Genomic DNA, 12,488 nt, shown 5'->3' on the forward strand with positions numbered 1-12,488 from the left:
GCATGACCATGCCCGCCGACCGGCTGACGACGCTGGAGATCCGCTCCGCCGAGCAGGAGAAGACCATCGAGGAACTGTCCGGCCAGATCGCCGAGCAGTGGAAGGTGATCGAGCGCATGCAGCGCAAGCTCGACGCGCTGACCGACCGCTTCCTGGCGCTGGAGGAACAGGCGGCACCCGACGTGCCGGTGACTAAGCCGCCGCACTGGTAGGGGAGGGAAGTCGAGCGATGGCCAGCGATCGCATCGCAAGAGCCGGCGACTACGTGCTTGGCCTGATGAACGATGCAGAGCGCGAACGGGCCGAGCGCGATCTGGAGATCGATCCAGCCTTTCGCGATGCCGTGGTCCAGCTTGCTGAGCACCTGCATATTTTCGACCGCACCGAAGCCGCCGGTGGCGCGGAGCGCTGGCGGCAGATCACGCAGCGCATCGGCGACTTGCCGCAGATGCGCGCTGTCGGTCTTGAGGACGCTAAACCGGTGATCCGGGGCCCCGCCAAGCCGCATGATGTCGGCTTCTATTCTCTCGGCGACCGGCGCGGACTTGCGGTCGCCATTGGACTGGTCGTGGCTTTCGCATTGGGTTATCTGGCGGGAAAGCTATAGCCCACATTGGCGCGACATCAGCGCCATCGGCTCCCCGTTCTGCCTGAACGGCTCGACGACCCTCCAACCAAGCCTCATGTAGAAATCGCGCGCCTCCCACGTGTAGAGATAAAGCGCCTCCACGCCGAGCGATGTGGCATGAGCTTCGATTGCCCTGACCAGCGCAGTGCCGATCCCTCGGTGCTGGTGCTCGGGAGCGATGGCCAGGCCGGCCAGCCATGGTGTCAGATCATGCGCCGGTTCGAGTTCGTCGCGGACCAGCAGGCAGGTCCCGACCGGCACGTCGCCGATCCGGGCCACGAACGCCGTTTCGAAGCCGTCGCCGTGCAGCAGTTTACGAAGTCCGGCCACGTCGTCGTCCAGCGTTCGTCCGGTGCCCGTGAAAAAGGCGGCAACGCGCAATCGCGCCACCGCTGCAATGTCACGTTCGTTCATGGGTTCGACTGTCAACTGCACCATTGGCCTGGGGTCGTGTTTCTTGCGAGACGTCTGCGTCTACCCGGCAGCGACTTCCAAAACAAAACCGCCGGGACCATGCCCGGCGGTTTGCTGTCGGTTTGGCAGATCAATACGGGCAGGCGTTGTCGGCGGTGTAGTCGTGCACCTCGACCTTGCCGGCGATGATGTCGGCCTTGGCCTTCTCGACCGCCGCCTTCATCTCGTCGGTAACCAGCGCCTTGTTGTTATCGTCCATGGCGTAGTCGACACCGCCTTCCTTGAGGCCGAGATTTTCGACGCCACCCTTGAAGGTGCCGTTCTTGCCGTCCATGAAGGCGGTGTAGACGGCAACGTCGACGCGCTTCAGCATCGAGGTCAGGACCTTGCCGGGCTGGAGGCCGTTCTGGTTGGAATCGACACCGATGCCGAGCTTGCCGGCATCAGCCGCCGCCTGCAGCACACCGACGCCGGTGCCGCCCGCGGCCGCATAGACCACGTCGGAACCCTGGTCGATCTGCGTCTTGGCGATCTCGCCGCCCTTCGCCGGGTCGTTCCAGGCGGCCGGCGTGTCGCCGGTCATGTTCTGGATGACGTCGGTCGCGCCTGCCGATTTGGCGCCGCCGACATAGCCGCATTCGAACTTGCGGATCAGCGGAATGTCCATGCCGCCGACAAAGCTCACCTTCTTCGTCTTGGAGGCCATCGCCGCCATGATGCCGACGAGATAGGAGCCTTCATTCTCCTTGAATACGAGCGAGCGGACATTGGGCAGGTCGACGGCATCGTCGATGATGGCGAAGTTGAGATCGGGATATTCGGTCGCGACCTTCTTCAGTGCATCCTCCCAGGCGAAGCCGGCCATGACGATCGGGTTGTGGCCGTCCTCGGCGAAGCGGCGCAACGCCTGCTCGCGTTGCGAAGCGTTGGAGACCTCGAACTCGACATAGGGGACGCCGGTCTCTGTCTTGAACTTTTCGGCGCCATGGTAGGCCGCCTCGTTGAAGGATTTGTCGAACTTGCCGCCGAGATCATAAAGGATGGCCGGCTGCACATCCGCGGCGAAAGCCGGAAGAACCATTGCAGTTGCGGCCAGAAGGCCGAGAACGATACGTTTCATGTGATCCACACCCTGTCGGTTATTTTTTTCCGTTACGCCCGCCCGCCTGCCCGGTTCTCCGGCATGCGCGCGACGTCAGCCAGGAGTGTATATTCCCCTCCCGCTCAGCGGCAATCTGGCACGGCCCGAAACAAAATTCACGTGGAATTTTGACCTTTTGGAAAAGCATGGCGGGGTGCGATGCCCGTGCCCTTCAGGCGAATTGCCCCGTGCGCCGCTGCCGCCTGTAGCCGATGGCGTAGAGCAGCAAGGCAAGCACCGCGAACACGGCAAAGCCCGGCTGGTTGAGCACCCAGGCGATGGCGCCGTCCCATAGCAGCGGGCCGGCCTTGGCGCGAACGAAGCTTTCAAAGGCGGCGCGCGTGTCGGGCGACACGGCCAGCCAGCTCGCATTGAGCGGGGTCAGCACCAGTGCCGAGGCGGCCACAGTGCGTGTCGTGTCAAGCACCGCCATGATGACCGAAATCGACAGCGCGACCATGGCCGCGAGACGAAAGACAAAGCGAAACATCAAAGACCTTTCCCCTGGCCGATCCTCAACATCCTCCCGAGGATCTCCGGCGGTGTTCCGAACGAGAAATAGAGCGCGCAGGCCCTATTCGCAATCACGGCACGCGAATTGAATCGCGGCCGACGCAGCCTAGCCGGCCGGCCTGCGCTTGCGCCGGTTGGCGAGCCAGACGGCGAGAATGCCGCCGGCAATGGCGCCGACCACCAGCCCGGCCAGGCCGATGAAGGCGGCGAAGTAGCCGCACGCACCCTCAAAGCAACTCACGTCGGTGATATCGGCGATGAGCGAACCGGCCAGGAAGCCACCCACCGCGCCGACGACCGCGCCGAGGATGATGCCGAGCAGCGCGGCGACAATGGAAACGAAGACCGACGGCGCTTCGGCTCGCGGCCTGGCATAAACGGTCTCGGCGCCGGAGCCGCGGCGCAACAGGTAGATGCAAAGCAGGCCGATGGCGATCTCGGCGGCGGTGATGGCCAGGCTTCTGGCGGAGAAGACGAAGCCCGGCACGGCGAGTGCGTAAGCGTGACTTGCCAGCAGCCATATGATCGTGGCGGCCTGCCAGATGGTGAAATGGCTGGGGAAGCGCGCCGAACGGCCGAAGGCGAGGCCGAGCAGGTAAAGCCCCCATAGGATGGTGATGATGTCGGCGACGAGCCCGCTGAAGAGGAAATAGAAAACGGGGTCCGGCAGGCCTGAACTCCCCACCAGCCACAAGGCCGACGCCAGCCAATAGACCGACAGGGCCATAACGATAACCAGCCAGCCCACCGGGACATAGGAAAGTCCGCTGTCCAGATGTCGGGCCGGGATCTTTCCCTCGGCCGGTGGCTGTCCGTTGTCCGGCGTACCGCCCGGAATTCCGCTGCTTGACGTCATGTTGCGACGATGCCCCCCGCAAAGCCTTTCGGACACTCGACAGGCCGCTCGGGACGAAGTCAAGCGCGGCTGGCCTCGCAGCCTTGCCCGTGCACATCATCAAGCAGCGATTGAAGTGGCGGGACTCCAAACGGATGTGCCGGCGGCCCCCATGAACGCCGTGTGGCCGGCAAAGCGAATTGACCGCCGTTATGGCTTGGCATTCGGCGCCGGATCGACTAGATGAGCCCCGCGCCTGTTGCTTCGACGGCTCAGGTGCGGGCAGGGCGTCCGCTGGTTGGCGGCGCCCGGTGCGGGCAGTTCCGCACGCATCCCCAAAGGGAGAGCATCTCCCCAACCCGCGCGGCGAAACCGGCCGACGCGAAAGGCAAGGACGGAGAGGTGGCCGAGTGGTTGAAGGCGCACGCCTGGAAAGTGTGTTTACGGGAAACCGTAACGCGGGTTCGAATCCCGCTCTCTCCGCCATCCTGCTTGATTTTATTGACTTTTTTGGCCGAAATCTCCCTTTGCCATAACCGCGAAAAAGCCCGCCGAAGCGGGCCTTGTCTTTTTTGCAGTGCTCTGGGGTCAGGCTAGCGGAAACGAGTAGCTCTCGTAGACGGCGAAAGGCGTGCGCGTCGTCACCGCGTAAATCTCCTCGACAAATGCCACGGCCTCCGGCGTGTTCATAAAGTTCATCATTAGCCGCGTAGGGCGCCCCTGATCGTCCAGGCGCATGACGATCGCGCCCTGATAGATGCCGCGGTTCAGTTCTGGCAACCCAGTCGTCGTCATAACTGGTTCGGCAGAAATGTGCATGTTCATCGTTCTTCTCCAGGTCTACGGCCCCTCTCAAGGCCTATGCCGGGCGGAAGGCGCCGGCAGCCGGGGGAAGAGAGGGCGACCTGGATCGCTGGCGAGCTTTTAGCTTGCGCTTGGACATAGCTGCGCCACCCCGGCCAAACCAGAATAGTTACCGTCGATACCGCATCAGCAATTTTGGAAGGTTACCCCTCTCCCCGTACGAACCAACATGGATCAGAACGAGAGTCGACGCAAGTTGATTTTTTAGGTAAGCCATTGAAAGTAAATGCAAATGGGCATATTTTGTCCAGGCAAAAATGCAAGTGGGCATATTGGGACCGTTGGTGAGACTGTCGACGGCGGGCCGGGGGTCAGGTTGGGGCGCTAGTCGCCACATTCTACGGGGGGCCGCCACCCGACATCGGTGCCATGTGTGGACGTTCATAGTCGGCTGGCCTGTCGTTCAGCAGATTGAGTGCGCGGCGCATATCTTGGTGTAATTGGTCGATCGCTTCCCAATGGGGGGTAAAGGGCTTTAACGCCAACTGCGCCTCCCGCAACTCCTTTGTGAGCAGCCACGCCTGACGTTCGACCAATCCGAGATGGTAGCTTGAAATTGTCTCGTGGCGCTTGCGTCGTGGCATCCCATCCTCCGTTGAATGAGAACAGGATAGGAATAAAGTCCTTTATCGGTCAAGAACAAACACGGAACCGGAACTCTTGGAGTCGGAGTCGATTCGCACTACAATCTGCGACGGGGCGCCGCACGATTCGACATACAAAATGTTGATTAAACCCATTGACGGTTGGGTATAACAGATGTATTTTCAGTTTAGCGCGGACGGAACGTTATTTAAGCTAGACAGCAGATAAAATTTGATGCAAAAAAGGGCAGCACCCGGAATCGAGTGCTGCCCTGTTTAGTTTGCGATCGCGGAAACCTTGCGCCGTGAAGCACGCGAAAACCGCGATTGCTCGTACTAGCAGCCGAGTAGATAGCGCCCGGGCCTCCTCATAGCAAGGCATAGGAGCAAGACCAATGCACTATCTAGTCGCTTACGATCTCAACAGAGAGGTCATTCGTCCGAAGATCGTTGACGAGGTCAGAAAGACGCCTTGGGCGAGACTTTCTGAATCCTCGTACGTGATCGAAACAAATGAGACGGTCGAGCAGGTTCACGCTCGCTTCCGGCAATACCTCGATGCGAATGACGACTTTTTCGTATTGACGGTTTCGCGCCCGTACACAGGCTACGGTCCGAAGGCCGTCATCGCCTATTTGGATGCGAAGATGTTGCAGTCTCGAGCAGCCTGACGAGAGACGGCCCGCCAGATCCGATTGGCGGGCCGTCCATTTTTTAGGGTCCATCTATGAAAAAGCCTGAATGCGAGAAAGCCATCCGGTCCCTAGCAGCCACGTGGGCTAGGGAAACCGGCGTTAACGTAAGTGACCACCCGAGCTGGTCTAGTTTCAAGAACTGGCTCAGCGAGAAAGGGTATTCTGGCTATCTCAATTTCCGATCTGTGATGGGACCGGACTACGATGCGGAAGCCTGGTTTGACGACGAGCTTGGGCAGAACTGGCGCCGCTAAACCATTCCCCTTTGCTTAGCCTCTCTCAGCGCCTTCAATACGTTCGGCGTGAACTCCCGCTGGTAGGCCTTCAGCGCGGCAGTAACCTGCTCTCCTGCGTCGCCGTTGCCGCCTTGCACGGTGATGTTGGGCGCAAAGCTAACGCTGACGCTCTGCCCGCCACCACCGCCCGCGTTAATAGACGGCACACGTGGAACAATCGTTCCAGACTGGTTTGGCACAAACAGTTCAGGCCGCTTCTCACCGACGATGTATGGCTTGCCTGCCGTCACCGGCCCGCCGTTGGCACGCAAGCCAAGAGCCGAGATGATGCCGGGGTCGCTTCCGCCACCACTGCCCGTAAGCAGACCTAGAATGCTGCCGAAGATGCCACCACCACCACCGGCCGAGTTGGCCTGGTCTAAGGCATCGATCAGATCATTTTCGATCTTGTCGATAACCTTGTCTAAGGCGTTCTCCGCGACGTTAGCAAAGTCGCGCCAGTCGATCTTGCCGTCATCCAGTGCGGACCGCATGTCATCGAAGGCGCCCTTAATGACGTCCCGCTGCAAGTCTTGGGCTTCCTGCGCCTTACGGAGGGACTCGGCTTGTTTGGCGTAGGCATCCGAGACTGCATCGATCTTCGCAATTTGGTCGGCGGACAGTTGCGCATTCTGCCAGTCAGCCTCGCCCTTTTTGCGGGCTTCTTCCCTGACTTCCTTAAGTGCTTCCTGTTCGAGATCCAAAGACACCTTGCGCTTCGTCTGCGCTTCGAACGACAAGCCTAATGCGGATTGCTCAGCCAGAAGAGCCGCGGTGTGGTCTCGGACGGTCTGTAAGTCTTCGGCGAAGCGGTCGTTGGCAGTTTTGGGAGTGAACTTGGATCCGGCGCTTTTCGCACCGCCACCAGTAGGCGGAATTACCGTAGCCTTGTGCGCGGCATCGCCATAACGCGCCTTCAACTGCGCAACCAAAGCGTCGTCGGCCTTAGTGATCTCGCCACCGAATGCTCCGGCAATGCGAGCGTCGATCGGGTCTACAGTCCTATTGCCCTTGCCTGGCCCGGTAAGCACGTCGCCAGGCTTGCCCACCAAGGATCCGGCAACGTCGCCTAGTTCCGCGGCCTGCCTCTGGACAAGGAATTTCTGCATCCTGCTCGAAAGATCGTCCATGCCTTCCAGCGCAGTGAGGATGGCGGACTGCGACGACACCGCGAAGCGGTGCCACGCTGCGTCCCATCTATCGCCCATTTGTTCGGCGCGGCGCAGCAACTCGTCATCGATAACACCGCCTGCATCCTTGGCGGCTTTCTGCATATTGAGAATGCCCTGCGCGCCATCGTTTAAGCCGACAAGCATGGCGGCGCCACCGCGGCCAAAAGCCTCCGTAACAAGAAGCATTTTTTCTTGTTCGGACGCGGCGTTCTTCACCAGGTCCGCGTAAGAGCCGAGCAATTGTTCGGACGTTTTGATGTGGCCATTCTGGTTGCGGATGGCGACACCGTTGGCTTTCAGGATATCGGCAAGGTGCCCGCCGCTTGTTGCAGCTTCGGCAATGTTCTTGCTGAATTTGTCCATTGCGGACTCGAAGGTCTCAGCATCGACGCTGGCCTGCGAGAAGCCGAAAGTTAGCTCTTGCAGGGCCTTGGTGGTCAAGCCCACGCGGTCGGCCGTATCAACCAAATGCGAGGCATTGTCGATCGCTTTAAGCGCCTGGTCTACGAGGGCGATCGGCCCCAGCGCGGCGATAGCACCAGCACCAATGCCTTTGAAAAACTCCAGAACATTGCCCTTCAAGCCGCTCCCGATGCCTGCAAACGACGAGTTAAGCCGCGTCGTCAACTGCTTGCCGCGGGCTTCCATGGCGGAAAAGTTGGAGTTGGTAATCGCCTTGGCTTTCGCCATAGCCTTCTCGAGCTTATCCACCCGGGCCATGACGTCGATCGCCAGTGCCTTGCTTTGATCGTTCGCCATTGCGACTCCTAGAAAAAGAATGCGTCTTTCGACGCGGTTTCATACATTGAGAGGCCACTGGCGCCCGCCATGGCTCGGCCAACGCACATGATGGTTACGCAAGCCGGGTCGATGCGATCTGCTGATTTGTCACGGGCGGGCTTTCGATTGCCGGCGCCGTCCACGTAAAGAACCACATTGCCAACGGCCCACCGCAGTAGCGGATTGCCACCATGGCAAAGACGCCGGTTGAACATAGCATCCTCGAAATCGGCGCATGGTTTTGTGTACGTGGCAACGGTCTGCGGGAACTCCGCAACCGGCAAGCCTTCCGCCTCTAGCGACTCCATAGTCGCGCGTGCGGACCACTTATCGAAGCAGATTTCTTGGCAGTCAAAGCGCTTGGCGAGGTTTCGGATGTAGTCTTCAACGATGCCAAGGTCGACAATATCGCCGGGACATTCGGTCAAAAATCCCTGGTCGCGCCACAGGCTGTATGGGACGTTGTCGTTGTCGCCGCGCCGCCTTATGCCACCGGCTGGCGCGAAGCTCTGGACGTGCAGGGCAAACTGGCCGTGGTCCATCTCAATAGCGATGCCGACCGCGGTAAGGTCAATCCGCTTGCTCAGATCAACGGCTATCCAGGCGCGCCGCCCCTCAAGGGCCTCAAGATCGTAAGCGCCGGCGTTCTCGTCCCATATGGCCATATCCCAAGCCGGCTCTGCAGCGCCGTCAAGCCATTGCCCGAGGTGCAGACGCTTGAACACTTCACGGCTAGCCGGCCTGTGTTCCGCCTCGCGGACGAACTTGCGCATGCCGTCGAGGTCTGGATAAGCGGGGGTGCAGCGGAGGCCGGGATTGGTCTTAAGCCAGACCGACTCGTCGCGGTAATCGTCGTCCTTATCCATGGCGAAGATGACGGGCAGGAAGGCCGCGTCCAGCACGGCGCCGGATGCAACGCGGGTCGCATACTCATAGACGTTGTAGGCCGCTGTGGTGACGCCCACGCCCGCCGTAGTGCCTATGAACATCAGCGTGTTTGCCGACTTGTTCAGGCCGGTCGACATGGCGTCGTAAAGGTCGGACTTAGAAAACTCATGCAACTCGTCGGCGAAACAAAATTGCGGGGTTAATCCGTGCGCGGTCTTTGCTTCATTCGATAGCGCAGCGAAGCGATTGCCGGACTTAGGATGCGACACGCGCTTGAGCGCATCTTGGATATGCGTCGCCTCGAGCAAGGTGGGGTGCGCACGGCAGATACCGGCAAGCTCATCGAACGTTAATGCAGATTGTTCGCGGCTGTTGGCGATCGAGTACGTTCGGCCATTCGGAACGCGCTCTGGACCCGCGGTCATCAGCGCGGCCCACGCTCCCGCAAGGGTAGTTTTCCGATTGCCGCGGCCCACCATAAGGAACACGGTCTTTATCTTGCGCTGGCCGTCCTCACGGACGTCGCCGAAGACGCGCCGGGTCAGGCGCTCCATCCAATAGTCTAGCTGGAATGCACCGCCCTTAGCCGTCGACTTTGGGTGGCGCAGGGCTTTGATAAAGCGGACAGCGCGCTCGCCTTTGCCTTGCGGGTCGGGAATGGGGCTGTCATCAAATAGCCAGGCGTTTGGATCAGATATCGCCGAGGTCTTCGTCTTCTCCTCTTTCGCCACGCGCGCCGCCCTTGTTCTTGCCACGGCTCGCGGGCGTGCCGCCTAGCTCGATGAGCAGGCGCCGCGCAGCCTCTTGGTGTTCTTTCAAAATCGCTGTTGCCGGGTGCCGCTTGGGCTGGCCGTCCGGCCCGATGTAGGTGATGCCGTCGCGCTGTATGATCGTCTCAGATTCACGGATCCTGGCCACGCTAAGGCAGTAGGACTCCACGCTCTGCACCTCGTGCGCGGCAAGCTTACGGTCGGCCACTAACTGCGGAACGATCCGCTGCCATTCGGCCTTCGCGTGCTTTGGCATCCATGAGGGGCAGCGCGGCGGAACGGACAATGCGCCATCTACTGCGGTGATTTCCGCCTTACGTCCTCTGGCCATTAAGCACCTATACGGCGTGTCCGTAGCTCGAGGCCGCGGCGCCGTCCTATCTCTTTCGTTTCGATAATGTTGTGGTGCGCGCCTTCATAAATGACGCGATCGGAAACGGTAACGCCGGCAAGCCAGCGCGTGCGGAACACGATAGCCGTCTCGCCAGAGGCGCCGTAAGCCCGCTGAAATTCTTCGGTGCTGGCGGTCACAAGCTGAGCGCGCATGGTGGCTAGCGGTGCCCACGCTTCAATTGTGTTGCCGTACTCATCGATGGTGGTGGTGGCCCGCTCTATCACCAGTTCGCGGTCAAGCTTTCCGGCTCTCATCAGACGACTCCGGCTAGCGTGTCTTCGGCAAGTAGGTGGATAGTCACGACGCCGTGACTGTGCTCGCCGTCCGGATCGCGTAGGTAAGTCGCGTCCTGGAAGGTGGACGACAAGGCGAAGCCATCAACCACATCTTCCGCATCCCGCACCGCGCGGCGGATCTCGCCGACGATAGACTTGCAGGCCGCAAAGCCGTTCTCAGCCGTCCAGACATGCAACGCCATGTAGACGTCGCCAGCCTGAATGCAGCCGGCATCGTCGGCTACGAACTGGCCATCCCCGAGCAGGATGCAGGGGAAGACTTCCGGCCGGCTGTTACGGTCGAATATGTTCGCGGATGGCACAAGCGCCGTAAGCGCGGCCCTGCCAGTGAACAGTGTGCGCAGGTACTTTTGCGCGGCAAGGCTCGCTTCAGACATTGCGATACGCCTCCACAGCTGCGGCCAGCAAGGCGGCGCGCGTCTCGCAATGACGCGGCAAGGTGATGCCAGCACGCGACTTGAAGCCGCCACCCATGCCTATGAAGAACGTTCCGTCGCTGTGGTTCTGACGGAGCGTCGCCTGCTTTATATTGAAGTCGCCCGCCTGTGCATCGAGAGTCGCCACGATCGTGGATCCGTTCATCTCGAAATGGGCGCGATCAATCTTCTTGATTGCGATCATCTAAAAGTCTCCTTAACGGCATCGCTGATGGCTCGGTCCACCCTGCGCCTGACGCGCTTTTTCAGGGTGTTTACGGACGGCCAGAAGAACGAATTTCGCTCCATCTTTGCGGTGCCGTATTCCTGGTAGAGCGATGCGTCGTTGTCGGTTAGCACCGTGGTCGACAGGTCGCTTATCTTGATTTTGCGGATACTCGTCTTCAGGTCATCGCCGGCCGTGGCAGGATCGTCCGGAGCGAGGTACTGCATGCGCGCTACAAGCTCGTCGGCACCCTTGTCTATGGCCTTAGAGATGCGCTTGCGGGCCTCTTTCGGTATCGCGTCGAACGCCTTCAGCAGCGACGCCAGGTCATCTTTGGCCATGTCAGAAGCTGTAGTTTCGGCGTTCGCGGATGATGTCCCAGACCCCGAATGGTAGTTCCTGCGCGGACACACCGATCACTGTGGCTTCCCTGTTCTCGAATAGGTGGGCTGCCAAGGTCATAACTGCACTAACAAGGTCAGCCGGAACGACGAGCGGGCTTGCGAACTCTTCCGCTATGACGAAACCGAGCAGCTGCTCTAAGTGCGCTTGCGCGGCGTCAATCTGTCCGGAAATCAGCGCGTCATCGGTATCGAGCGTCACGCCCAAGTGGGCCTTCTGCTCATCGAGCGTAACGATTGCCATAGGTTCAAAATCCTATTTGGGGAGAAATGGTAATTTGGGGGCGCGGGTGGTCTGGGCGGGAGGGCGAAAAGTTGCCGACGTGGCCCCTTCAGGAGTTGTTTACTATGAGGATTTACCCTGCTTGCAGCACGGGGAGCACCAACATGAATTTTTGGCGATATCTCTTTCCTGGTTTCATTATCGGACCCATTATCGCGTCAGCATCGTTCAACTTAGCATACGGCGATAGCTTTATTGGCGGAAACCAGTTGGGGATGGGGTCTCTATTTATTGCGAGCATCTTAACTTCTGCTCTTCTCTTCGTCGTCGACGCAATGAACAGCAATTAGATAATGCACCGATGGATACTCGTAGTCACATCTCCCATTGTGATGTTCGTTATCATGATAATTATGTTCATGATATCATTCACTATCAACGCTTCAAAGGACAGATATAAAGTACTCAGTAGCGCTGATAGCGTCGCTTCAGGATTAGGGATGTTGTGGGTGATCGTTCTTGCTATAAGTTTTATAGATATGAACGTCACGTGCCAGATTTTAATTCAGGACAATCTATTCCAGTTTGAGTTCATTGTCGTTAGTTTCTTCTCGCTGTGTGTAATGTTCTATCGATTTCTGATAAATTTCGACAGAGACTGAAAGGGCGCTTACCTAGCGCCCAAACCCACCCTCGCTCTTAATGTTCTTGCGGCTGTTGCAGCCACGCGCAAAAGGCTGCCAATTGGTGCGATCCCAAAACAGCACCATGTCGCCCTTCGGTGCCCTGATGTGGTCCACCATGTTGGCTGGCCTACCGCATCCACATGCACACAGCGGCTCGCCTAGCGCTGCTAGCCATGCCTTGGACTCTTTGGCCCATCGTGCGTCATAACCACGGTCTGAGGCGCTGCCGCGGGCCTTGTCGTTGGCCGCCTGTCTGGCTTTGGCCTGCTTGATGCGGCAGTCGCACT

Annotated in this window: 17 protein-coding genes and 1 tRNA gene; 4 read left to right on the forward strand and 14 right to left on the reverse strand. The window is 59.5% G+C overall.

All coding sequences use genetic code 11. The features are described from left to right. The first annotated feature begins 2 nt into the window (after positions 1 to 2). Complete coding sequence (locus LB547_RS19895) at positions 3 to 212, forward strand: SlyX family protein (RefSeq protein WP_140513732.1); 210 nt, start codon at positions 3 to 5, stop codon at positions 210 to 212. 17 nt (positions 213 to 229) lie between these two features. Continuing rightward, positions 230 to 607 (forward strand): hypothetical protein, encoded by a 378-nt coding sequence (locus tag LB547_RS19900; RefSeq protein ID WP_140496352.1) that lies wholly within the window; start codon positions 230 to 232, stop codon positions 605 to 607. On the opposite strand, the gene LB547_RS19905 is transcribed toward LB547_RS19900, so the two are convergent. From LB547_RS19905 to LB547_RS19920, 4 genes are all read right to left on the reverse strand, one after another. Next, positions 602 to 1,042, reverse strand: coding sequence for a GNAT family N-acetyltransferase (locus LB547_RS19905; protein WP_224655827.1), 441 nt, complete (start codon positions 1,040 to 1,042; stop codon positions 602 to 604). The two genes, LB547_RS19900 and LB547_RS19905, sit on opposite strands and share 6 nt — an antisense overlap. 130 nt (positions 1,043 to 1,172) lie before the next feature. Further along, a complete protein-coding gene (locus LB547_RS19910) occupies positions 1,173 to 2,162 on the reverse strand; it encodes a BMP family lipoprotein (RefSeq protein ID WP_140496350.1) in 990 nt (329 codons plus the stop codon). Positions 2,163 to 2,355: 193 nt separating this feature from the next. Continuing rightward, positions 2,356 to 2,673, reverse strand: coding sequence for a hypothetical protein (locus LB547_RS19915; protein ID WP_140513730.1), 318 nt, complete (start codon positions 2,671 to 2,673; stop codon positions 2,356 to 2,358). Positions 2,674 to 2,802: 129 nt separating this feature from the next. Then, positions 2,803 to 3,552 carry a hypothetical protein gene (locus LB547_RS19920; protein WP_224655828.1) on the reverse strand — a complete coding sequence of 250 codons (750 nt, stop codon included), beginning with the start codon at positions 3,550 to 3,552 and terminating at the stop codon, positions 2,803 to 2,805. Positions 3,553 to 3,927: 375 nt separating this feature from the next. Here LB547_RS19920 and LB547_RS19925 point away from each other — a divergent pair. Continuing rightward, a tRNA-Ser gene (locus tag LB547_RS19925) sits at positions 3,928 to 4,017 on the forward strand. 102 nt (positions 4,018 to 4,119) lie between these two features. Here LB547_RS19925 and LB547_RS19930 read toward each other — a convergent pair. Next, the gene (locus LB547_RS19930) at positions 4,120 to 4,356 is read right to left on the reverse strand and encodes a hypothetical protein (protein ID WP_140764351.1); all 237 of its coding nucleotides are present in this window, start codon (positions 4,354 to 4,356) and stop codon (positions 4,120 to 4,122) included. A 377-nt stretch (positions 4,357 to 4,733) separates the two neighbouring features. Further along, complete coding sequence (locus tag LB547_RS19935; RefSeq protein WP_140764354.1) at positions 4,734 to 4,979, reverse strand: hypothetical protein; 246 nt, start codon at positions 4,977 to 4,979, stop codon at positions 4,734 to 4,736. 395 nt (positions 4,980 to 5,374) lie between these two features. Here LB547_RS19935 and LB547_RS19940 point away from each other — a divergent pair, with 395 nt between their 5' ends. Beyond that, positions 5,375 to 5,650 (forward strand): hypothetical protein, encoded by a 276-nt coding sequence (locus LB547_RS19940; RefSeq protein ID WP_140764357.1) that lies wholly within the window; start codon positions 5,375 to 5,377, stop codon positions 5,648 to 5,650. Between the two features lie 274 nt (positions 5,651 to 5,924). Here LB547_RS19940 and LB547_RS19945 read toward each other — a convergent pair whose 3' ends face one another. The 8 genes from LB547_RS19945 to LB547_RS19980 are packed head-to-tail and all read right to left on the reverse strand — an operon-like array spanning position 5,925 to position 11,536. Beyond that, a complete protein-coding gene (locus tag LB547_RS19945) occupies positions 5,925 to 7,880 on the reverse strand; it encodes a hypothetical protein (protein WP_224655829.1) in 1,956 nt (651 codons plus the stop codon). An 8-nt stretch (positions 7,881 to 7,888) separates the two neighbouring features. Continuing rightward, positions 7,889 to 9,520 (reverse strand): terminase large subunit, encoded by a 1,632-nt coding sequence (locus LB547_RS19950; protein ID WP_140764541.1) that lies wholly within the window; start codon positions 9,518 to 9,520, stop codon positions 7,889 to 7,891. Beyond that, positions 9,480 to 9,890, reverse strand: a complete 411-nt coding sequence (locus tag LB547_RS19955) for a phage terminase small subunit P27 family (RefSeq protein ID WP_140764538.1) — start codon at positions 9,888 to 9,890, stop codon at positions 9,480 to 9,482. Before LB547_RS19955 ends, LB547_RS19950 begins: the two co-directional genes overlap by 41 nt. Further along, positions 9,890 to 10,207, reverse strand: coding sequence for a phage head closure protein (locus tag LB547_RS19960; protein WP_140764535.1), 318 nt, complete (start codon positions 10,205 to 10,207; stop codon positions 9,890 to 9,892). Before LB547_RS19960 ends, LB547_RS19955 begins: the two co-directional genes overlap by 1 nt. Then, positions 10,207 to 10,626 carry a DUF3168 domain-containing protein gene (locus LB547_RS19965; protein WP_140764532.1) on the reverse strand — a complete coding sequence of 140 codons (420 nt, stop codon included), beginning with the start codon at positions 10,624 to 10,626 and terminating at the stop codon, positions 10,207 to 10,209. The genes LB547_RS19960 and LB547_RS19965 overlap by 1 nt, the downstream gene beginning before the upstream one ends. Beyond that, positions 10,619 to 10,870: a hypothetical protein gene (locus tag LB547_RS19970; protein WP_140764529.1), complete on the reverse strand. Its 252-nt coding sequence runs from the start codon at positions 10,868 to 10,870 to the stop codon at positions 10,619 to 10,621. The genes LB547_RS19965 and LB547_RS19970 overlap by 8 nt, the downstream gene beginning before the upstream one ends. Continuing rightward, positions 10,867 to 11,232, reverse strand: a complete 366-nt coding sequence (locus tag LB547_RS19975) for an HK97-gp10 family putative phage morphogenesis protein (protein ID WP_140764527.1) — start codon at positions 11,230 to 11,232, stop codon at positions 10,867 to 10,869. The genes LB547_RS19970 and LB547_RS19975 overlap by 4 nt, the downstream gene beginning before the upstream one ends. Position 11,233: 1 nt before the next feature. After that, positions 11,234 to 11,536 carry a head-tail connector protein gene (locus LB547_RS19980; RefSeq protein WP_140764525.1) on the reverse strand — a complete coding sequence of 101 codons (303 nt, stop codon included), beginning with the start codon at positions 11,534 to 11,536 and terminating at the stop codon, positions 11,234 to 11,236. Positions 11,537 to 12,488: the final 952 nt, after the last annotated feature.

Source organism: Mesorhizobium sp. B264B1B, assembly GCF_020165765.1.
Classification (GTDB): domain Bacteria; phylum Pseudomonadota; class Alphaproteobacteria; order Rhizobiales; family Rhizobiaceae; genus Mesorhizobium.